The organism is Allobosea sp. TAF32 (genome assembly GCF_052113585.1).
Taxonomy (GTDB): Bacteria; Pseudomonadota; Alphaproteobacteria; order Rhizobiales; family Beijerinckiaceae; genus Allobosea.
Genome location: NZ_JBFRDM010000003.1, coordinates 449068 through 469386, shown reverse-complemented (window position 1 = coordinate 469386; position 20319 = coordinate 449068). Strand labels below are relative to the sequence as shown.

Below are 20319 nucleotides of genomic sequence, written 5' to 3'. Positions count from 1 at the left end.
CGCTCCGCCCGAGAATGACGCCCCTGCCCCAGCGCGCCTCATGGCGGCAGCACCACGCCGGCCTCGACATCCCAGGAGAGCCAGACCTTGTCGTCCCAGGCGAAGGGCCGCGCCATGCGCCGTGTCCGGTTGGCGAGCGCGACCTTGACGAGCTGACCACCCTCCCCTTGAGCGTTTTGCCCGCCGAGCATCACCTGGATCATGGTGAAGTCGCCGAGATAGCCGATATCCCAGATCTCGCCCGCGACCTTGTTGACCGCCTGGCCCGGCTCGTCATGGGCGATTTCGATCTTCTCCGGCCGGATGCCGATGACGAGCGGTTCGCCCGGCTTCAGCGCCGGTGCGTCCTCGTCGAGCTCGACGGTGCCGACATGCGGCACCTCGGCGCGGACCAGTTCGCCCTCGACGGCGGCGATCCTGCCTTCGAAAATGTTGATGTCGCCAACGAACTCCGCGACATGCCGGTTGGCCGGCGCCTCATAGATCACGTCGGGCGGGCCGATCTGGACGAGCTTGCCGTGGTCCATCACCGCCATGCGGTCGGCCATTGTCATGGCCTCGTCCTGGTCGTGAGTGACGACCATGAAGGTCAGGCCGAGCTCGCTCTGCAGATCCATCAGCTCGAACTGGGTCTGCTCGCGCAGCTTCTTGTCGAGCGCCGCCATCGGCTCGTCGAGCAGGAGCAGTTTGGGCCGCTTGGCGAGCGAACGCGCGAGCGCGACGCGCTGGCGCTGACCGCCGGAGAGCTGATGCGGCTTGCGCCCGCCGAGGCCGGAGAGCTTGACCAGCGCCAGCATCTCCTCGACGCGCCGGTCGATCTCGGCGCGTGGCAGTCCCTCGCGCTTCAGCCCATAAGCAATGTTGTTGGCCACGCTGAGATGCGGGAACAGCGCATAGGACTGGAACATCATGTTGATCGGCCGCAGATGCGGCGGGATGCCGGTGATGTCCTGCCCGGCGAGCAGGATCGTGCCCGCATCCGGCGTCTCGAAGCCGGCGAGCATGCGCATCAGCGTGGTCTTGCCGCAGCCGGACGGACCGAGCAGCGCAAAGAACTCGCGGGGATAGAGCGCGAGCGAGAGGTCGCCCACCGCCGTGACGTCGCCAAAGCGCTTGGTCACGCCCCGGAACTCCACCAGCGGCTTCGCCGCCGGGTCGTTCCAGGGCTGGAAGGCCCGGCGCACGCTGCCGGGCGAGGTCTTCTTCATGGGGCCGGCGACCTGTCCGAAACCGGTCACTTGCCGGTCTTCACGCGCGTCCAGAGCCGGTTCACCAGCCGCTGCGCCTTCTGGTCGTAGGGCGTGATCGTGTAGAGCCGCGCCATCACCGCATCCGACGGGTAGATCCCTGGGTTGTCGCGCACCGCGGCCGAGAGCAGCGGCTTCGAAGCGATGTTGCCGTTGGCGTACTGGATGAAGTCAGAGTTCTTCGCGGCCATCTCCGGCCGGTTGACGAAGTCGATGAACTTCAGCGCCCCGTCGACATTGCCGGCATCCTTCGGGATCACGAAGGAGTCGAACCACATCAGCGCGCCCTCCTTCGGGATGGAATAGGCGATCTGGACGCCGTTCTTGGCCTCCTCGGCGCGCTTCTTCGCCTGAAGGATGTCGCCGGAATAGCCGACGGCCAGGCAGATATCGCCATTCGCCAGCGCGTTGATATATTCCGAGGAGTGGAACTTCTGGATGTGCGGGCGGATCTTGCGCAGGAGCTCGCCGGCCTTGTTCAGATCGGCCTCGTTCTTCGAGTCGGGGTCGAGCCCGAGATAGCGCAGCGCCGCCGGGAACATCTCCTCGACCGCATCGAGCACATGGACGCCGCAGTTGGAGAGCTTCTTGAGTTGCTCGGGCTCGAAGACGATCTTCCAGCTGTCGATCACCGCGTCGGGGCCGAGGCGTTCCTTGATCTTGGCGGTGTTGTAGCCAATCCCCGTAGTGCCCCACATGTAGTTCACGGCGTATTTGTTGCCGGGATCGTATTTCGACAGACGGGTCTGGATTTCCGGCCAGAGATTCTTGAGGTTCGGCGCCTTGTCCTTGTCGATCGGCTGGTAGAGGCCGAGCGGGATGTGGCGCGGCAGGAACGACGCGGTGACGACGATCAGGTCGTAGCCGGTCTTGCCGGCCAGAAGCTTGGTCTCGACCGTCTCCATCTGGTCGAAGGTGTCGTAGACGACGGTGATGCCGGTTTCCTTCTTGAAGGCATCAAGCACCTCCGGATCGACATAGTCAGACCAGTTGAAGATGCGCAGCTGCTTCTCCTGCGCGGCCGCCGGTGCGGCGAGAAGTCCCAGCCCGATCGCGCAGGCGGCAATAGCCTCGGCCAATCGCTTCGTCGTCTTACCCAATCTGCCCCTCCATCAAGCTCAGGCGCGCGCACGCTAACAGCTTTCCCCCCGGCATCAACCGGCTTCAGGCGCGCTCCGATGCGCGCGCACAGCCCTGGGTTGCCAAGAGGCCCTGCAGCATGTCGGCGCGGGGTGACGCAAGCGTGATCGGCGATGTTCTTGCCGGCTTCAGCAGCCCTGCACATACCGTGCCGGATGCGCTTCCTCCGCCGCTTCCTGCTTTTCTTCGTCATCGCCTTCCTGCTGCCGCTCGCGACCCATGCGGGCTGGTGGATCTGGCAGACGCATGCTCCCGACTGGCGGCGGGCCGACTGGACGAGCGCGAAGCTTTTGCCCGCCGCCGCGGTCGAGCCCGAAGCGACGGTGCATCTCTTCGCCGCGCGCGTCGGGCGCTGGCGCGGAATCTTCGCGCATCATTCCTGGATCGTGGTGAAGGAGCGCGGCGCGAGCGCCTATACGCGCTTCGACGTCGTCGGCTGGGGCATGCCGGTTCGGATCAACCATCGCGACGCCGATGGCCGCTGGTTCGGCAATATGCCGGAACTCGTCGCCGAAGTCCGCGGCGATGCCGCCGAACGGCTGATTCCGCGCATTCGGGCGGCGGTTGCGAGCTACGCCTATTCGAGCCCGGACAGCTATCTCGCCTGGCCGGGACCGAATTCGAACAGCTTCGTCCAGCACGTTCTGTCGGAGGTGCCGGAACTCCGGCAGGCGCTGCCGCCGACGGCCATCGGCAAGGACTGGCGCGCCGACGGGCTGTTCGCCGGCCTTACCGCCAGCAGGACGGGCATCCAGGCCTCGGCCTATGGGATTGCGGGCGTCACGGTGGGCTGGGTCGAGGGCATCGAGATCAACATCCTCGGCCTCGTCGCCGGGTTCGACCTGCGCAGCCCGGCGCTGAAGCTGCCGGGCTGGGGGCGGATCGGGGTTTGAAGCCGGTCGTCATTCTCGGGTGAAGCGAAGCGCAGACCCGAGAATCTCCCGCCGGAGAGGGCACTGGTTTCCAGGATGCTCGGGTCAAGCCCGAGCATGACGCACCTTCTCTCAGACCGCCTCGAAAGCCTGTGCCAGATCGGAGATCAAATCCTCGATGTTCTCGATGCCGACCGAGATGCGGATCAGCGCGTCGGTCAGGCCGATCTCCTCACGCAGCTCCCTGGCGACGCCGGAATGGGTCATCGCCGCCGGATGCGAGACCAGCGTCTCGGTGCCGCCGAGGCTGACGGCGAGCTTCATGATCTGGAGGTTGTCGAGGAGCGCGAAGGCTTCCTTCTCTCCGCCCTTGACGTCGAAGGCGAAAGTCGAGCCCGCGGCGCTGCACTGCCGGTCGAAGACGGCCTTGCGCGGATCGCTGTCCTTGAGGTTGCCGAGATAGTGGACCTTAGCCACCTTCGGGTGGTTTTCGAGGTACTCCGCCACCAGCTTGGCGTTCTCGTTGGCGCGGCTCATGCGGATATCCAGCGTCTCCAGCGAGCGCATCAGCATCCAGCAGGAGTTCGGGTCTGCTTGCGTGCCGAGCGAGCCGCGCCAGGCCTTCACCTGCCGCACCAGCGCCTCGGAACCGCTGATCGAGCCGCCGACGAGATCGGAATGGCCGCCGACATATTTCGTCAGCGAAAGCAGAGTGAGGTCGGCGCCGAGGTTGAGTGGCTTCTGGTATTTCGGGCCGAGCAGCGTGTTGTCGACGACGACCGGTGGACGGTGGCCCTGCGACTTCTCCAGCTCGTCGGCGATCACCTTGCAGGCGGCGAGATCGACGAGGCCGTTGGTCGGATTGGCGGGGGTTTCGACCATGATCATCGCGACGCGGCCCTTGGCGGCAGCCGCCTTGGCAACCTCCCGCATCTGCGCGATGTCGAGCCCGTCGGTGAAGCCGAACGGCGTGATGCCGAAGGCGCCCATCTGGTTCTTGAGCAGGGTTTCCGTGCCGCCATAGAGCGGACGGGAATGGAGGATCGTGTCACCCGGACGCAGGAAGGCGAAGCAGGTCGTGGCGATCGCGGCCATGCCGGAGGCGAAGACGGCGCATTTCTCGGCCTCGTCCCAGATCGCCAGGCGATCCTCGAGAATCTCCATGTTGGGATGGTTGAAGCGTGAATAGACCAGCCCGGGCTTCTCGCCGGGTTTCGGCTGGCGCCGCCCCGAGGTGAAGTCGAAGAAGTCCTTGCCCTGCTGGGCGTTCTCGAAAACGAAGGTCGAGGTCAGGAAGACCGGCGGCTTGAGCGAACCTTCCGACATGGCCGGCGAATAGCCGAAGCCCATCATCAGCGTCTCCGGATGGAGCTTTCGGTTGGCGATCCGGTCCTTGTGATAGCTATCCCCGTTCATGAGCTGTCTCCCTTTTTTCGGCCGCGCCGTTGAATCCCTGCCTTTGAGAATAATCTCATCAGAGCGCCATTGCTTGGTCGATAAAGCTCACCGTAAACTCACGATTGCAGCTTCCTGCTCACAAACCTGCACAGCGGAGCATATCATGCTCGACACGATCGATCGTCGGATTCTCTCGGTGCTCCGCGAGGACGGGCGGATCACCAATCAGGATCTCTCGCAGCGGGTCGGGCTGTCGCCGACGCCCTGCCTGCGCCGGCTCAAGCGGCTGGAGGAGACCGGCGTCATCCAAGGCTATGCGGCAGTCGTCGACCCCAAGGCTTATGGCCTGCCCTTCAGCGTCTTCGTCTCGGTGCGTCTCACCCAGCAGAACCAGGAGCAGATCGCCGAATTCGAGAAGGCCGTCGAAAGCTGGAGCGAAGTCGCCGAATGCTACCTCATGACCGGCTCGCAGGACTATCTGCTGCGCGTCGTCACCGACGGCATCGAAGGCTATGAGCGCTTCCTCAAGCAGAAGGCGACGCGGCTGAAATGCATCCAGTCGGTCGAATCCAACTTCGCGCTCGCGACGATCAAGAAGCGTTCGGGCCTGCCGCCGATCTAGGGTCTGGCCTCGTCAGGCGCCGCGATCCATGGCGCGGCGCACGACCTGAGTGACCTCGCTGTTCGACAGGAACAGGTCGTGGCGCAGCATGCTCCAGCCGCGGCCGGACGTATCCGCGACGCGCACGCCCAGCGCATCGAGGCGCGAGCGGTCGGCAGCACCGGCGCGTGCAACGCCGCCGGCGATGCGCGCCGAGACCGCAAGCGCCCGGTCGCCGGGATCGATGATCACTGTCATGCGCTGCGCCAGCGGTCCGAGCTTCTTCACCGTCTGCTCGAAGGCGTCGATGTCGACATCGGGCGAAGCCAGCACGACGGAGCCGATCCGGGCATAGACATCCTGGGAATCGCGCAATTCGCGTAGGCCTTCCAGTGTCAGGAAGGTTCCCATCGAGTGGGCGACGATGTGGATGCGTCCGACCGTCGGGTTGGCAACGAGCGCCTGCAGGCTCTGGACGAAGCCGTCGCGCGACCAGAGCGCGCTCTCGCGGTCATAGGCGTAGTCGAACAGCTTGCCGCCGGACGGCCAAGTGAAGAGCGCGGTGCGGCCCTGGAATTCGAGCGAATGCGAGAGCTGGCCGGCGCTGCGCGCGGCTGTTTCGAAGGTTTCGTTGAAGCCGTGGACATAGAGCAGCACGTCGCGGCCATTGGCGGCATCCGAGAAGGCGCGCGGGGCGTCGTTGGTCACCTCGCGGCCGACGCCTAGCACAGCCCAGTCGCCACTGACGGCGGAGGAAACACGTCCGGATATTCCCCTGCCAGGCGCTGACAGGCGCACCTCGGCGAAGGTCAGCGGCCCCCGATCGGTGCCGAAATAGGGCGCGGCATTGCCGACCGACCTGCGCGTCGTCATGACCAGCAGACGCGGATCCTTGCCGAGCGCCGAGCTATCGGCGCGCTCCGGCTCGGCGAAGGGCGAAACGCTCGCTTCGCTCTGGGCGCAGGCGGCAAGCCCGAGGGGCAGGAACGCGGCGAGCGCCAGCGAGCGGCATGAAAAGTCGCGCCTCGTGACAGGCATGGCGGCAGGCATCCAAGATCGATCGTGAGAGGCCGAATGGCCAACCGGGCCTTAAGGGCAGGCTAACGCGGCCAGAATGGGGCGGCCCTGCGGCCTGGCTGCGGGGATCGCCCACCGTTGCAGCGATGTGACATCATTGGCCGCCGGAGAGGATCGTTACCGGAGCGGTCACGACCAAGCCGACGGTCGAGCCCACCGTGCCGACGACGCCGCCGGCGATGTCGCCGATCCGGTCGCCGAATTGCTGCCCGGCGAAGCCGATGCCCTTATCCTGCCGCAGCCGCTCGCCGATGAGCCGTACCACCTTGGGCGAGGAAGCGAACTTGGCGTGGTTCAGGCTGTCGCCCGAGGCCACCTCCGAGATGTCGATGATCCGCACGCCGAGCTTTTCCAGCTCCGCGATGATCTCGGTATCCTTCGCAGAGACGGAGCCGAGCCGGGTCTTGTCGCCTGCGAAGCGGCGCGAGAAGTCGAGCGCCTTGTCGTCGGCCGATACGAAGACGGTGACGGGCCGACGGATCTGCGCCATCTGCGTCTTGAAGACATCGAGATCGACATCGGGCGCGGCCAGCATGACGTCGCGCAGCTTGCCACCGAAGGCCCCGTCGCCGCGGATCGCGGCCTGGCGCAACGTCTCCAGCGTCAGCAGCGTGCCCATGGAATGAGCGAGAATATCCATGCGTGTGGAGCCGAGATCGCGCGGGATGCCGCGCAGACTGGCCTCGAGGAAGTCGCGCGAGTAGTAGGCGCTCTCGCGGTCATAGGGATAGGCGAGGAGTTCGCCGCGCGAGGGCCAGGAGAACAGCACCGGCACACCCTTGAAGCCGGAATCATAGACGATCTGGGCGAAGCGGTAGGCCGCATCGGCGAAATTCGTGTTGTAGCCGTGGACGAAGACGAGCACGTCGCGCTGATCGACCGGCCGGCTCTGGAGTTCCTTGCGCACATCCGAGATCACGGGCGCTAGGTCGAGCCGCTGGACATAAGTCGCGGTGAAATACTTGGCCGGATCGCCCGGCCCCGAGCTCGGCAGCTCCAGATTGCCGGGCTTGTGGCTGCGCGGCACGGTGATGTCGAGCCGCGCGAAGGAGAGCTTCGGCGAACGCTCGCCATTGAAATAGACCGGCTGCGCCGAGGGCTCGCGCGTCGTCGCGACATAGATTTCGACCGTGCCGGCGATGTCGGCCGCAGGCGCCTGGCTCAATTCAAGCGTGCGTGGCGTCGAGCAGCCCGCAAGGACCAGCGGCAGCAGCAACGCCAAAACAACACCGCGAAACCGCACCGCCACTCCAATCATCGCTCAGTCGTCTCACCGGATGCGCCGATCTTCAAGATGCGTGCATGACACAGTGATGAAGCAACTGGCGCACGGCGAACTCCTTGTCCCCCTCGGCGGCACCTTGCTAACTGGCGTCATGGCCCACCGCACGCCCACCGCCGACTCGCTCGGCGCCGCGCTTCTCGCCGGCGAACGCGCCGCCCTGGCCCGCGCGATCACGCTCGCGGAATCGCGCCGCGCCGACCATCGCGAGCAGGCGCAGGCGCTGATCCAGCGGCTGTTGCCCCATACCGGGCGTGCCATCCGCGTCGGCATCACCGGCGTTCCCGGGGTCGGCAAATCGACGACGATCGACGCGCTCGGCAGTCACCTCACGGCCAAGGGACACAAGGTAGCGGTGCTGGCGGTCGACCCCTCCTCGACCCGCACCGGCGGGTCGATTCTCGGCGACAAGACCCGGATGGCACGCCTCTCCGTCGATCCGAACGCCTATATTCGGCCATCGCCCTCCTCCGGCACGCTCGGCGGCGTCGCGGCCAAGACGCGCGAGACGATGCTGCTCTGCGAGGCGGCAGGGTTCGACGTCATCCTGGTCGAGACCGTCGGCGTGGGGCAGTCCGAAACGGCGGTGGCCGATCTCACCGACTTCTTCCTGGTGCTGATGCTGCCCAATGCCGGCGACGAACTGCAGGGCATCAAGAAGGGCATCATCGAGCTTGCCGACATGATCGCGGTCAACAAGGCGGACGGGGCCGGAGCAGCTGCGGCCCGCGCGGCAGCGGCCCAGTACAGGGCCGCACTTCATATCCTGGCGCCCACCTCGACCCTGTGGAGCACGCCCGTGATGACGATCTCCGGCCTGACCGGCGAAGGGCTCGACGCGCTCTGGACCAGGATCGAGGATCATCGCGCCCGCTTCGAAGCCAAGGGCCTGATCACCGAGAAGCGCCGGCGCCAGGACGTCAAATGGATGTGGGCGATGGTGCAGGATCGGCTGCAGGCCAAGCTCAGGCACGACCCTGCGCTGAAGGCGCGCGCGCCGGAACTGGAGGCTGCGGTCTCATCCGGCAAGCTCGCACCGACGCTTGCCGCCGAGGAGATCGCCCGCGCGCTCGGGCTCTAGCCGACGCCAGCCGCATCTTGCCTGTTCTGCGCGGCGTCGGTTTCAAATCGGGACAGCGGGGCTGGCACGCCGTTTGATCGCGGCGGGGTCGAAGGGGAGGTTCCATGGTGCTTTCGCGGCGCGGTTTCCTGGCTGCCGGCCTGACAGCCCCGGCATGGTTTCACCTGCCGGCCCGTGCGCAATCGGCAGCGCCATCCCGCGGCGGCCCGCTTGGCCATTTCGGCCTGGACGCCGCCCAGTTCGGATTGCGGCCGGGCGCTTCGGAGGATCAGTCAAGCCGGCTCCAGGCGGCATTGAATGAAGCGGCAAAGCGCAATGCCCCGCTCATGGTTCCAGCTGGGCGCTACCGACTTGCCTCAGTCCGCCTGCCGGACGGCGCGAACATCGTTGGGATGCCCGGGCAGACCCTCCTCGTGACTGCAAATGGCAATCCGCTGTTTGTCGCCAACAATATCGCTCGCGCAAATCTGACCGGCCTTGCCTTCGACGGGCTCGACATCCCTTCGCCGCAGCGCGACGGCCTCGTCGCCTGCAACAATATCGGCGCGATCACGATCTCGGACTGCGACTTCGCCAAGGCCGGGTCGGTCGGCCTGACCCTGCACCGCTGCGGCGGGCGCATCGTGGCAAGCCGCTTCCGCGGCATGCGCGATTCCGCCCTGTTCTCGTTCGACTCGGCGGGCCTCATCATCGAGCAGAACGATATCGAGGATTGCGGCAACAACGGTATCCAGATCTGGCGGAGCCAGGCCGGCGACGACCGGTCGATCCTGCGCGGCAATCGCGTCAGCCGCATTCGCGCCGATGCAGGCGGCAACGGGCAGAACGGCAATGGCATCAGTCTCTACCGCGCCGGCGGCGTGATCATCGAAGGCAACCAGCTGCGCGACTGCGCCATGACCTTCATCCGCAACAATTCCGGCTCCGGGGTGCAGATCCTCGGGAATCAGGGCCGCCGCTGCGGCGAAGTCGCGCTCTATGCCGAATTCGCCTTCGAGGGCACGATCATGGCGAACAACCTGGTCGAGGACTGCGCCCAAGGCGCCAACATCACCAATCTCGACCATGGTGGGCGGCTCGCCGTCTTCGCCAACAACATCATTCGCAACGCCAAGCGCGACCTGCCGCCCAATGGCGGGGAGCCGGTCGGCGGCATCGGAGTCCATGTCGAGGCCGAGGTGGCCGTGACCGGAAACGTGATCGAGAATGCGAGCGAGATCGGCATCTCGCTCGGCTGGTCCTGGGGGATGCGCAACCTGGTGGCGACCGGCAACATCGTGCGCAAGGCCGGCATCGGCATTGCCGTCTCGCTGGTGCCGAAGGAGCGCAACGCCGTCATCGCGAACAACGTCATCGACGAGGCACGCAATGGCGCCATCGTCGGCACCGAATACGGCAAGCCGGTCACCGGCGACCTCGCCAAGGCGCCCGACGCCAGAGCGGCGGGCATCCGGGTCGAGAACAACGCGGTCCGCTGATGCGCCTCAGGCAGCCGGTGCGCGGATGCGTCCGACCTCGATGCCGTTCCAGTTCTTCAGCACGGTTTCGCGCAGCGGCGCGAAGGCGGTCTGCGTCGCCTCGTCCATCGGCAGGAAGCGGGCGATCAGCGCGCCCAGCGCAACTTCCGCGGCACGGCCAGCGCCGTCATCGCATTTCAGCGCGATGCCATAGCCCAGCTCCGGCAAGGCAGCGCAGTAAACACCTTCGGCGCCAGTCTTGGTGAAGGCGCGGGCGCCGAGCAAGCTCATCAGCCGCGTGTCGTAGCGATCAGTGCCAGCCACCATGAAAGGGTGGGCCGCTGCGGCGGCGCGAATGCGCGCGGCGGCTTTCGCCCGCTCGGGGCCAAAGCCGTGGCCCGTGCCGAGGCGCGCGAAGCCCAACGCCAGCGCCTTCAGCGGCACAGCATAGGAGGGAATCGAACAGCCATCGATGCCCATGCGCTCGCTGGAATGCTCAGCACCGGTCACCTCCTCGAGGGCGCCGCGCACCGCCCGCTGGACGGCATGGCCCTGCTTCACATAGCCGGCCGGATCCTCATCCAGGCTGCAGGACAGGCAGACAAATCCGGCATGCTTGCCCGAGCAATTATTGTTGAGCGCGCTCGGCTCGGCGCCCGACTTGGCCAAGGCCCGCGCCACCGAGTCATTCATCGGCCAATGCGCCCCGCATTCGAGGCAGCCGGCGTCGCGGCCGGCCTTCTTCAGCATCGCGAGCGAGGTCTCGGCGTGCAGCGGCTCGCCTGAATGCGAGGAGACGGCCAGCGCGATCTCGGGCTCGGTCAGGCCGTAGTGGTCGGCCGCGCCGCTTTCCAGCAAAGGCAGCGCCTGGATCGCCTTCACCGCCGAGCGCGGAAAGACAGGCCGCTCGATGTCACCAACTGCGAAAACCACTCCACCATCGGCATCGACGATGATCGCAGACCCCCGATGGCGCGATTCGACGACATTGCCGCGCGTGACTTCGGCGAGGACGGGGTTTTCCATGGCGACCTCCAGATTCCGCTTGCTGCGGATTGCCGCTTTTGGCGCCGGGCGCGCCACCTGTCAAAAGCGCTGGCGGAAACCGCGAACGGCTGCCACCGTACACCCATCAGCCGTGCCACCGCCGAGCAGGATACCGATGTCGCCGGACTACGAGACCGAATACAACAACCGTGCCCGCGTGCCGGAGCATCCCGGCATCATCGCCGGCTGGCAGGCCGACGCCGCCGCCTACAGGGCGACCGCGCTGTGCGAGCTCGGCGTCTCCTATGGCGAGGGCGAGCGGCAGCTCTACGATCTGTTCAAGCCGGAGACGATCCGCGGCGACGCGCTTGTGATGTTCATCCATGGCGGCTACTGGCAGGCGCTCGACCGGAGCTTCTTCTCGCATATGGCGCGTGGGCTGAACCAGCTCGGCCTRCCCGTGGCGGTCGTCGGCTACGATCTTTGCCCGCAGGTCCATCTCGGGCACATCGTCTGGGAGCTTCAGCAGGCAGCTGCCGCGCTCTGGCGTCGCTTCGGCCTGCCGGTCGTCGCGACCGGCCACTCTGCCGGCGGGCATCTCAGCGCCTGCACGCTCGCTACCGACTGGAAGAATGTTGGCGCCGACCTGCCCGAGCATCTGGTGCCCGCCGCCTATGGCATTTCCGGCCTCTACAACCTCAAACCCCTGACCGAGACAAGCATCAACAACGCTCTCGGCCTCAGCATGGAAGCTGCCGAGCTCGAAAGCCCGCTATTCTGGTCGGCGCCGTCGCGGCTGACGATGGATGCCGTGGTCGGCGGCGAGGAGAGCGCCGAGTACCACAAGCAGAGCCGCCGGATCGTCGATGTGTGGGGGCTGGAAGGCGTGACGACGCGCTATGAGGAAATCCCCGGCGCCAATCATTTCACCATCATCGCCGGGCTGACAGAGCCGGACAATCCGATGACACGGCGCATCGCGGCGCTCGCTGGCGCCTGATCTCTCCGCAGAGGGCATAGCCTGCGCTGAAGCATCAGCCTCGCCCGAAAACCGCATTTCCCTTTTCGGGCCGATGCCTTATCCAGACCGCATCAGAGTTTCGGAGAGCGCGATGCAGACCTTCTTCGTCGAGATCAAATGCAAGCTCGGCAAGACCTATGAGGTCGCCAGCGAACTGGCCGATCGCGAGATCGCCTCGGAGATCTACTCGACCGCCGGCAACTACGACATCCTGGCCAAGTTCCATGTCGGCGCCGACGTCGATATCGGCCATTTCGTCGCGCAAAAGGTGCAGTCGATCCCCGAGATCGCGGACACGCACACGATCATCACCTTCAAGGCCTTCTGAGCCGCGCTCGCATTCGAGGCTTCGATTCAACCAGCGCATCTTCTGGTTGGAAGCGGCGTTTCCTGAGTCGCGCCAACGGATTGTCACAGCCTGCTCACAGAGCGATTCACCTCTTTCACAGATTGATTCAATCGGCCGCGGCCCGATCTTTGCCCTTGCTGCGGCCACCGAGGCATCCTGACCGCTTGACGCCGCATGGCCTTTTGCGCGACCAGCATCCTTCGGACTGCAGGGACCATCGCGCCATGAAAAGCACGCTCTCCACCGATCTGCGCTCGGGCGCGCTCGTCTATCATCGCCAGCCCCGGCCCGGTAAGCTGGAGATCCAGGCGACCAAGCCGCTCGGCAACCAGCGCGATCTGGCGCTGGCCTACTCGCCCGGCGTCGCCGCTGCCTGCGAGGCGATCGTCGACGACCCGTCTCAAGCGGCCGAACTCACCTCACGCCAGAACCTCGTCGCCGTCATCACCAACGGCACGGCCGTGCTGGGCCTGGGCGACATCGGCCCGCTGGCTTCCAAGCCGGTGATGGAAGGCAAGGCGGTCCTGTTCAAGAAATTCGCCGGCATCGACTGCTTCGACATCGAGGTCGAGCAAAAGAACATCGAGAAGTTCGTCGAGGTCGTCGCTGCACTGGAGCCGACCTTCGGCGGCATCAACCTCGAGGACATCAAGGGGCCGGAGTGCTTCGAGATCGAGGAGCAGCTCAAGGCCCGGATGAAGATCCCGGTCTTTCATGACGACCAGCACGGCACCGCGATCATCGTCGGCGCGGCCGTCCTGAACGGCCTCGACCTCGCCGGCAAGAAGATCGCCGACGTCAAGATCGTCGTCTCCGGCGCCGGCGCGGCCGCTCTCGCCTGCACCAACCTGCTCGTCGAGCTCGGTGCGCAGCGCAAGAACATCTGGGTCACCGATCTCGAAGGCGTGGTCTACCAAGGCCGAAACACGCTGATGGATCGCTGGAAGGAGGTCTATGCGCAAGAGACGGACGCGCGCACGCTGGCCGACGTGATCGGCGGAGCCGACATCTTCCTCGGCCTGTCCGCCGCAGGCGTGCTCAAGCCCGAGATGGCCAAGAGCATGGCGCCGAAGCCGCTGATCCTGGCGCTCGCCAACCCCAATCCCGAGATCACGCCCGAGGACGCGCTCGCCGTGCGTCCCGACGCGATGATCTGCACCGGCCGCTCGGACTATCCGAACCAGGTCAACAACGTCCTGTGCTTCCCCTACATCTTCCGCGGCGCGCTCGACGTGCAGGCGACGACGATCAACGAGGCGATGAAGCTCGCCGCGGTGCGCGCCATCGCGGCGCTCGCCCGCGAGGCCTCCTCGGATGTGGCGGCGCGCGCCTATGGCGGCGAAACCTCGACCTTCGGCGCGACCTCGCTGATCCCGAACCCCTTCGATCCGCGCCTGATCATGCGCATCGCCCCGGCCGTGGCGGAAGCCGCCATGGTGACCGGCGTCGCGCGCAAGCCGCTGGTCGATGTCGAGGCCTATCGCGAGCAGCTCTCGCGCTTCGTCTTCCGCTCGGGCTTCATCATGAAGCCGCTGTTCCAGCAGGCCAAGGCCGACCCCAAGCGCGTCATCTACGCCGAAGGCGAGGATGAGCGCGTGCTGCGCGCCGCCCAGGTCGCGCTGGAGGAAGGCCTCGCCATCCCGATCCTGATCGGCCGCCCGAGCGTGATCGAGACCCGCATCCAGCGCTTTGGCCTGTCGCTGAAGCCGGGCGTCGACTTCCAGGTGGTCAACCCCGAGGACGACCCGCGCTATCGCGACTACGTCCAGACCTATCTCGACATCGCCGGCCGGCGCGGCATCACGCCAGAGGCGGCGCGCGCGCTGGTGCGCACCAACAACACGGTGATTGCCGCGCTCGCGGTGGCGCGTGGCGAGGCGGATGCGATGATCTCCGGGCTCGAAGGCCGGTTCATGTCGCGTCTGCGGCACATCAAGGACATCATCGGCCTGGCGCCCGGTGTCTGCGATATCGCGGCCATGACGCTGATCATCACCAACAAGGGTGCCTTCTTCCTCTCCGACACCCATGTGAAGCACGATCCGAGCGCGGAGGAGATCGCGGACATGACAGTGCTCGCGGCGAGCCATGTCCAGCGCTTCGGCCTCGACCCCAAGATCGCTCTGCTCTCGCATTCGGATTTCGGCGCGGCCGACACCCCGAGCGCGCTGAAGATGCGTAATGCGCTGAAGCTGATCCGCGAGCGCGCGCCGCATCTGGAGTGCGACGGCGAGATGGAGGTCGAGACGGCCCTGGTGCCGCTGATCCGCGAGCGCGTGCTGCCCTCCTCGACTCTGAAGGGCATGGCGAACGTCCTGATCTTCCCGAACCTCGACGCGGCGAACATCGCCCATCAGTTCGCCAAGGTGCTGGCGGATGCGCTGCCGGTCGGCCCGATCCTGATAGGCACGGCCAAGCCCGCTCATATCCTCACCAGCTCGGTGACGGCACGCGGCGTGGTCAACATGACGGCCGTGGCGGTGGTAGAGGCCCAGGAGAGATCCGCGGCAGCCGGTTGATCGGCGCGATGCCCCTGCCACGCGCTCTACTGGCCCTCACGATCGGTCTTTGCCTGGCCGCGACGGCGACACCGGCACAGGAGCCGCTGCGCGAGGAGCCCGGTTTCCTGCGCGTCCAGATCGATGGCCGCGTAGCTCGCCTCGAAACCCTGGTCGTCCGCCCCGATCGCGCGTCGGGCCGTCTGCCACTCGCGCTGATCACGCATGGCAAGGCGCCGAGTCATACGAGGATGGGCGATCTGCGCGCCGTCGGTTATGCGGCCATCGCACGCGACCTCGCCCGCCGGGGCTGGATCGCCGCGGTCGTCGTCCGGCGCGGTTTTGGACAATCGGACGGCCCCTTCTCCACGGAAGGTGCGGGTTGCGACCTGCCCAACATGGTGCCGCGTTTCGAGAGCGACGCAAAGGAGCTCGAGGCCGCGCTCAAGGCTTTGACAGAGCGACCCGACGTCGCGCCCGACCGCATCATCGCCTTGGGTGAATCGGCGGGCGGCGCCGCAGTCATGGCGCTGGCCCAACGCAAGCCGCCCGGCCTGAAGGCCGTGATCAACGTCGCCGGCGGGCTCGATCTCAGCGACTGCGTCGAGAAGGGCCGGGACGCGCTCGTCGCGACCGTCCGGCACTGGCCGTGGAAGGATACCGTGCCGCAGCTCTGGGTCTATGCCGGCAACGACGAGCTCTTCCCGCCGTTCCTCGTCGACCGTATGCGGGGCGCGGCTCTCGACCGTGGCGGCGACGTACGTCTCATTGCGTTGCCGGAGGTCAAACCACGCGGCCACGCCGCCTTGCAGAACGGCAGAGCCCGCTTCGTTTGGCTCCGGGAGATGGACACTTCTTTGCGCGCCTGGAATCTGCCGACCCATTCTCCGGGACGGCCGAAGACGGAGTTCGACCGCATCGGCCTCGAAGGACGTGCTTCGGTGTTCGAGAACTATTTCAGCGCGCCCGGTGAAAAGGCGATGGCCGTCAGCCGAACCGGCAAGAGCTTCACCTACCGCTACGGCGAAAAGGATCTCGAGGCAGCCCGTCGCAACGCGCTGTCCGATTGCGGCAAGAAGGCCGAGGATTGCCGCCTGGCTTTCGAGAACGACCAAGCCGTCGACGCGCCCTAGCGCAGGATCGGCTTTTCCGACTTGGCAGACTCACTCAGGCGGGTTCTACTTCCCTCCGTCGGGCATCGCTCGCAACGGCGCCCGGTCAAGGGAGGTTGCCATGCTCGACGTCACGCGCCGCACAGCTCCTCTGGCATTCGCCGCCATCCTGGCCGCAACCCGCGCCGAAGCGGTCCAGAGCCGGATCGTCTTCCACCGGGGCAATGACGGCGACCCCGAAACGCTCGATCCGCACAAGACCTCCACCGTCGCCGAAGCGCATCTGCTGCGCGACCTGCGCGAAGGCCTCGTCATCCACAATATGAGGGGCGAGGTCGTGCCCGGCGTCGCCGAGAGCTGGACGATGAGCCCGGACGGCAAGAGCTGGCGCTTCAACCTGCGCCCCAACGCGAAATGGTCGAATGGCGACCCGGTACGTGCCGCCGACTTCGTCTACTCCTTCCGCCGTATCCTCGATCCGGAAACCGGCGCGCGATACGCCAACCTGCTCTATCCGATCCGCAATGCCGAGCCGATCCACAAGGCATCGACCGGCTCCGCCCTCGACGATCTCGGCGTGGTCGCTTCCGGCGAGCACGTGCTGGAGATCGCGCTCGAACGGCCGACGCCCTATCTGCTCGAGCTTCTGACCCATCAGAGCACGCTGCCCGTCCATCCCGCCAGCACGGCCAAGGCTACGCAGGAACCGGGGCGCCCAGAAAACTGGATCACCAACGGCGCCTACATGCTGAAGGAGTTCGCCCCGAATTCGCATATCCGCCTCGATCGGAACCCCCATTTCCACGACGCCGCCAATGTGAAGATCGACACGGTGATCTTCTATCCGGCCTCCGATCTCGTGGCGGCGGCCCGGCGCTTCCAGGCCGGAGAGTTGCATCTGACGACAGACATTCCGGCAGACCAGTTCAAGCAACTGCGCCAGAAACTCGGAGACCAGGTTCGGATCGGCCCCTATCTCGCGACCTATTTCCTGATCCTCAACAGCGCCAAGCCGCCCTTCGACGATGCCCGCGTGCGCCGGGCTCTTTCGCTGCAGATCGACCGCGAATTCATCGCCGACCGGGTCTGGGGCGGTACGATGCTGCCGGCCTATGGGGTGGTGCCACCCCATATTGGCAATTACGGCGAGCGGGCCGAACTCGACTTCCGGCACAATTCGGTACTGGAGCGTGAGGAGGAGGCCAAGCGTCTTTTGGCCTCGGCCGGCTTCGGCAACAGCTTTCCGCTGCGGATCGAATACCGCTTCAACACGACCGACAACAACCGCCACACCGCCGAGGCGATCGCGGAACAATGGCACGCCATCGGTGTGGAGACCCGCTTCGTCGAGACCGACTACCGGACGCATTTCGCCTATCTGCGCGAAGGCGGCGATTTCGACGTCGCCCGCTACGGCTGGATCGGCGATTATTCGGACCCGCAGAACTTCCTGTTCCTGTTCCAGAGCGACAATGTCGGGTTCAACATCGGCAAGTACGGCAACCCGCAATTCGACTCGCTGATGAAGCTCGCCGCCGACGAACTCGACATCTCCAAGCGCGCCCTCATCCTGCGCGAGGCCGATAGCATCGTCATCAGCGAAGAGCCCTGGATTCCGCTGCTGCACTATTCGACCAAGAATCTCGTCTCGCCGAAGCTCGTCGGCTTCGAGCAGAACCTGCGCGGTGCGATCCCGACGCGGTTCCTCAGTCTGAAAGCCTAATACTGCGCCCTGCGCCAGACGCCGGGCCGTTTCCCTGCCTTGATGCTCGCAAGCGCCGCGAAGCTCCGCTAGGAAGAGCGCGTCCTTTTCCCACCCAGCGGGTCCGCAGCGATGAGCCGTATCGTCTATGTCAATGGCGCCTACCTCCCCGAGGAGGATGCCAAGATTTCCGTGTTCGATCGCGGCTTCATCTTCGGTGACGGCATCTACGAGGTTTCGGCCGTGATCGGCGGCAAGCTCGTCGACTGCGAGGCGCATCTGGCCCGCCTCGAGCGCTCCTGCGGCGAGATCCGGCTTGCGCTGCCTTGGTCGAAGGCCGAGCTCGTCGCGATCCATGAGGAGCTGATCAAGCGCAACAACCTCGACGAAGGCGGCATCTATCTGCAGGTCTCGCGCGGCGCGGCCGATCGCGACTTCCCCTTCCCGAAAGATGTCGCGCCTACGCTGGTGATGTTCACCCAGGCCCGCAATTTCGTGAACGCGCCGACGGCGAAGACCGGCATCAAGGTCGTCTCGACGCCGGACCTGCGCTGGGCCCGCCGCGACATCAAGAGCGTCAACCTGCTCGCGCCGGTGCTCGCCAAGCAGTTCGCGCTGGAGAGCGGGGCGCAGGAGGCCTGGCTGATCGAGGACGGCGTGGTGACGGAGGGTGCCTCCTCCACCGCCTGGATCGTCAAGGGCAAGACGCTGATCTCGCGCCCGCTCTCGAACAAGGTGCTGCCGGGCATCACCCGCAAGGCGGTGCTGGCCTATCTCGCGGAATCCGGTTTCGCCTTCGAGGAGCGCGAGTTCACGCTGGAGGAGGCGCTCGATGCCGAGGAGGCCTTCATCACCTCCGCGACCAGCCTCGTCATGCCGGTGACCTCGATCGACGGCCACACGATCCATAACGGCGCCCCCGGCCCGACCGCGCTGCGCCTGCGTGAGATCTATATCGCCTACGCCCGCAAGGGCGGCGTCCTGGGCTGAAATCGCAGGCCACTGCGTATCTCGTTGTCGTGCTCGCCCTTGTGGCGAGCATCCACGCCGTGAACGTCGCCCTCGACGAAGAAAGACGTGGATGGTCGGGACGAGCCCGACCATGACGGGCGGCGCTAAACGGCGTCCCCGGGCCGCTCTGCCCGCTCCCCCATCACATAGGTCGCGGCCACGTTACGCTCGTCGCCGAGCGTGACGAGCACAAACAGCTCCTCCGCGAGATCGCGCACCGTCTCCATGCGATGGGCCATCGCGCGTGTCGCCCCGGTGTCGAGCACGACGACATCCGCCTCGCGGCCAGGCTCGAAGTCTCCGATCAGATGGTCGAGGCCGAGCGCGACGGCATTGCCGCGCGTGATCGCGTGAAGCGCCGCGAAAGCGGAAAGCGACTGCCCCTGCAACTGCAGCACCTTGTAGGCCTCGGCCATGGTCCGCAGCATCGAATAGGAGGTGCCGCCGCCGATATCGGTCGCAACGGCGACCTCCACGCCGCGCTGCCGGGCATGGGCCCAGTCGAATAGGCCGGAGCCCAGGAACAGGTTCGAGGTCGGGCAGAACACCGCAACCGCGCCGGTCTCAGCAAAGGCCTGCCATTCGTTGTGGGTCATGTGGATGCAGTGCCCCATCAGGCTCTTAGGCCCGAGCAGCCCGTAGCCCCGGTAGATGTCGGCATAATCGGCCGCCTGCGGAAAAAGCTCGCTGGCCAAGGCGATCTCGGCCCGGTTCTCGTCGATATGGGTCTGGACATGGCAGTCGGGATGCTCCGCGGCGAGCCTTCCTGCCGCCGCCATCTGTTCGGGCGTCGAGGTGATCGCGAAGCGCGGGGTGATGGCGTAGAGCTGCCGGCCCTTGCCGTGCCAGCGCGCGATCAGCGCCTTCGAATCGCGATAGCCGCTCTCGGCCGTGTCGGTCAGCGCCTCCGGCGCGTTGCGGTCCATCATCACCTTGCCGGCGATCATGCGGGTATTGCGGCGCTGAGATTCGGCAAAGAAGGCTTCGGCCGATTGCGGATGGACTGAGCAATAGACTGCCGCCGTGGTCGTGCCGTTTGCCAAGAGCTCGTCGAGGAAGAAGCGCGAGAGCTTCTCGGCATGTCCCTGCTGCGCGAGCTTCTGCTCCTCGACGAAGGTGTATTTGTTCAGCCACTCCATCAGTTGCGCGCCGTAGGAGGCGACAACTTGCGTCTGCGGCATGTGGATGTGCGCGTCGATGAAACCCGGCATGATCAGATGCGGGCGATGGTCGATGATCTCGGCATCGGCCGGCAGCGTCCGCAGCAAATCCCGCGCCTCGCCGGCCGCCTTGATCATACCGTTCTCGATGACCAGCAGCCCGTCGGGGACATAGCGATGCGCAGCCTCGCCTGCTGTTTCCGGATCATCGACGAACCAGAGCAGGCGGCCACGCAGGGCGCGCAGGGCGGCGGGTGCAGTCACGGCGGGCAACTCCGGCACAATTCCACATCACATCTGCACCAAATCGAAGCTTCCGGCCAA

Annotated in this window: 17 protein-coding genes; 10 read left to right on the top strand and 7 right to left on the bottom strand. The window is 66.0% G+C overall.

What is annotated here, in order from left to right:
* Positions 1–38 precede the first annotated feature (38 nt).
* The gene (locus AB4Z16_RS09685) at positions 39–1208 is read right to left on the bottom strand and encodes an ABC transporter ATP-binding protein (protein ID WP_441511196.1); all 1170 of its coding nucleotides are present in this window, start codon (positions 1206–1208) and stop codon (positions 39–41) included.
* A 26-nt stretch (positions 1209–1234) separates the two neighbouring features.
* Entirely contained in the window at positions 1235–2347 is a 1113-nt protein-coding gene (locus AB4Z16_RS09680; RefSeq protein ID WP_441511117.1) for a polyamine ABC transporter substrate-binding protein, read from the bottom strand.
* Positions 2348–2542: 195 nt separating this feature from the next.
* Here AB4Z16_RS09680 and AB4Z16_RS09675 point away from each other — a divergent pair, with 195 nt between their 5' ends.
* A complete protein-coding gene (locus AB4Z16_RS09675) occupies positions 2543–3280 on the top strand; it encodes a DUF3750 domain-containing protein (protein ID WP_441511116.1) in 738 nt (245 codons plus the stop codon).
* A gap of 111 nt (positions 3281–3391) precedes the next feature.
* Here AB4Z16_RS09675 and AB4Z16_RS09670 read toward each other — a convergent pair whose 3' ends face one another.
* Positions 3392–4675, bottom strand: a complete 1284-nt coding sequence (locus AB4Z16_RS09670) for a cystathionine gamma-synthase family protein (protein WP_441511115.1) — start codon at positions 4673–4675, stop codon at positions 3392–3394.
* A 145-nt stretch (positions 4676–4820) separates the two neighbouring features.
* On the opposite strand from AB4Z16_RS09670, the gene AB4Z16_RS09665 reads away from it, so the two are divergent.
* Positions 4821–5279, top strand: coding sequence for an Lrp/AsnC family transcriptional regulator (locus tag AB4Z16_RS09665; RefSeq protein WP_441511114.1), 459 nt, complete (start codon positions 4821–4823; stop codon positions 5277–5279).
* Between the two features lie 12 nt (positions 5280–5291).
* Here the strand turns inward: AB4Z16_RS09665 and AB4Z16_RS09660 are convergent, their stop codons facing one another.
* Both AB4Z16_RS09660 and AB4Z16_RS09655 read right to left on the bottom strand, forming a co-directional pair.
* Complete coding sequence (locus AB4Z16_RS09660) at positions 5292–6296, bottom strand: alpha/beta hydrolase (RefSeq protein ID WP_441511113.1); 1005 nt, start codon at positions 6294–6296, stop codon at positions 5292–5294.
* A 133-nt stretch (positions 6297–6429) separates the two neighbouring features.
* On the bottom strand, positions 6430–7578 hold the full coding sequence (locus AB4Z16_RS09655) for an alpha/beta hydrolase (RefSeq protein ID WP_441511112.1): 1149 nt from the start codon (positions 7576–7578) through the stop codon (positions 6430–6432).
* Between the two features lie 133 nt (positions 7579–7711).
* Between AB4Z16_RS09655 and meaB the strand changes: the two genes are divergently transcribed.
* Entirely contained in the window at positions 7712–8698 is a 987-nt protein-coding gene (meaB, locus tag AB4Z16_RS09650; protein ID WP_441511195.1) for a methylmalonyl Co-A mutase-associated GTPase MeaB, read from the top strand.
* A gap of 104 nt (positions 8699–8802) precedes the next feature.
* Positions 8803–10176, top strand: a complete 1374-nt coding sequence (locus AB4Z16_RS09645) for a TIGR03808 family TAT-translocated repetitive protein (protein ID WP_441511111.1) — start codon at positions 8803–8805, stop codon at positions 10174–10176.
* Positions 10177–10182: 6 nt separating this feature from the next.
* On the opposite strand, the gene AB4Z16_RS09640 is transcribed toward AB4Z16_RS09645, so the two are convergent.
* A complete protein-coding gene (locus AB4Z16_RS09640) occupies positions 10183–11181 on the bottom strand; it encodes an asparaginase (RefSeq protein ID WP_441511110.1) in 999 nt (332 codons plus the stop codon).
* 136 nt (positions 11182–11317) lie between these two features.
* Between AB4Z16_RS09640 and AB4Z16_RS09635 the strand changes: the two genes are divergently transcribed.
* The 6 genes from AB4Z16_RS09635 (at position 11318) to AB4Z16_RS09610 (ending at position 18814) form a co-directional block, all read left to right on the top strand.
* The gene (locus AB4Z16_RS09635; protein WP_441511109.1) at positions 11318–12142 is read left to right on the top strand and encodes an alpha/beta hydrolase; all 825 of its coding nucleotides are present in this window, start codon (positions 11318–11320) and stop codon (positions 12140–12142) included.
* A gap of 112 nt (positions 12143–12254) precedes the next feature.
* Positions 12255–12491, top strand: a complete 237-nt coding sequence (locus AB4Z16_RS09630; RefSeq protein ID WP_066610093.1) for an Lrp/AsnC ligand binding domain-containing protein — start codon at positions 12255–12257, stop codon at positions 12489–12491.
* 245 nt (positions 12492–12736) lie between these two features.
* Positions 12737–15031, top strand: a complete 2295-nt coding sequence (locus tag AB4Z16_RS09625; protein ID WP_441511108.1) for an NADP-dependent malic enzyme — start codon at positions 12737–12739, stop codon at positions 15029–15031.
* Positions 15032–15039: 8 nt separating this feature from the next.
* Positions 15040–16143, top strand: coding sequence for an alpha/beta hydrolase family protein (locus AB4Z16_RS09620; protein ID WP_441511107.1), 1104 nt, complete (start codon positions 15040–15042; stop codon positions 16141–16143).
* A gap of 100 nt (positions 16144–16243) precedes the next feature.
* Positions 16244–17845 (top strand): peptide ABC transporter substrate-binding protein, encoded by a 1602-nt coding sequence (locus AB4Z16_RS09615; RefSeq protein WP_441511106.1) that lies wholly within the window; start codon positions 16244–16246, stop codon positions 17843–17845.
* Between the two features lie 111 nt (positions 17846–17956).
* Positions 17957–18814 carry a D-amino-acid transaminase gene (locus tag AB4Z16_RS09610; RefSeq protein ID WP_441511105.1) on the top strand — a complete coding sequence of 286 codons (858 nt, stop codon included), beginning with the start codon at positions 17957–17959 and terminating at the stop codon, positions 18812–18814.
* 125 nt (positions 18815–18939) lie between these two features.
* On the opposite strand, the gene guaD is transcribed toward AB4Z16_RS09610, so the two are convergent.
* The gene (guaD, locus tag AB4Z16_RS09605; RefSeq protein ID WP_441511104.1) at positions 18940–20259 is read right to left on the bottom strand and encodes a guanine deaminase; all 1320 of its coding nucleotides are present in this window, start codon (positions 20257–20259) and stop codon (positions 18940–18942) included.
* Positions 20260–20319 lie beyond the last annotated feature (60 nt).